Source organism: Nocardiopsis oceani (genome assembly GCF_054777395.1).
In genome coordinates, this window is record NZ_BAAHAR010000115.1 from 1 (window position 1) to 1,377 (window position 1,377).

1 protein-coding gene is annotated in these 1,377 nt (G+C 68.0%); it reads left to right on the forward strand.

The window, feature by feature from the left end; genetic code table 11:
* Positions 1-104: 104 nt before the first annotated feature.
* Positions 105-1,277, forward strand: a complete 1,173-nt coding sequence (locus tag ACYVDG_RS32610; RefSeq protein ID WP_460764131.1) for an IS4 family transposase — start codon at positions 105-107, stop codon at positions 1,275-1,277.
* The last annotated feature ends 100 nt before the right edge of the window (positions 1,278-1,377 follow it).

The following is a 1,377-nucleotide window of genomic DNA, read 5'->3' on the forward strand; positions in this document are numbered from 1 at the left end:
CAATACCGTTGTTTTAGGTTGTTGTCGCTGGTCGGGGCACACCACCCGGGCTGGCCCTTGGTCTGGCGTTCGCGATCACGCTCACCCGCGAGATACTCAAGAACGTGACGAACGCGGCTGACCGTGCCTCCTTTGGAGTGCTGACCCAAACCTTCGCCCCTGACCTGGTCCAGGCGGTGGCCACCCAAGGTGGCGCCACCGAGCACCGACAACGCGAGCTGCCCGCGCGGCTGACCCTCTACCTCGTGCTAGCGCTATGGCTGTGGCGCAACCTGTCCTACAAGGAAGTCTGGCGCCGCCTCGCCGACGGCTGCGCGTTCACCGCAGGCAGCCCGAGCCTGCCCGTACCGGCCTCGGGCGCACCCGGGGCCTCCAGCGTGAGCCGGGCCCGCGAACGGCTGGGCACCCAGCCCCTGGAACTGCTCTTCGCCCAGACCGCCGGGCCCCTGGCCGACCCCCACACCCCGGGAGCGTTCTGGCGCGGATGGCACCTGACCGCCGTGGACGGCACTTGCCTGGATGTGCCCAACACCGACACCAACCGGGCCGCCTTCGGCGGCCCCACCGAGGGGGCCTTCCCCCAACTACGGCTGGTCGCCCACGCAGAGATCGGCACCCGGTGCCTGATCGACGCTTCCTTCGACGCCTATGCCACCAGCGAAAAGAGTCTGTGCGAGCGGTTGGCCCACTCGTTCGCACCCGGCATCCTCACCGTCTTCGACGCCGGGTTCTGCGGCACCGACCTGTACACCACGATCACCGCTACCGGCGCCCAGGTCATCATGCGCGCCGGGGCCCAGTTCGACCTGACCCCCGTGCAGGTGTTGGCCGATGGTTCCTACACCGCGCACCTGTCCAAGGGCGGGCCGCTGGTGCGGGTGATCGAGTACACCGTCTACACCGACACCCTCACCCAAGACGGGGCCACCAGCACGGTCGGGGAAACCATCACCCTGGTCACCAGCCTGCTCGACGTCGACCGCTACCCCATCGTCGACTTCCCAGGCCTGTACGCGGCCCGTTGGGAGTCAGAGGTCCTCTTCGACGCGGTCAAAACCGAGCTGCGGGGCGGTACGAGTGTGCGTTTTCGCTCCCAGAGCCCTGATCTGGTCCGTCAGGAGGCCTGGGCTTTGTTGCTGGTCTACCAGGCGGTATCTGACCTGATCACCCGCGCCGCGGGGTACGCGCAGCTGGATCCGGACCGGGTCAGCTTCACCACAGCGCTCAACACCGCCCGCCGATCGGTCCATCAGACCGGTGGGCGTTTTTCCCCCTGAGCATCTGGTGGCCCTGGACGTATGGGCGTTCGGCGAGCTGATGGATGATCTGTTGCCCCCACGGCGCTGCCGGTTCGCACCCCGGGAAGTGACCCGGCGC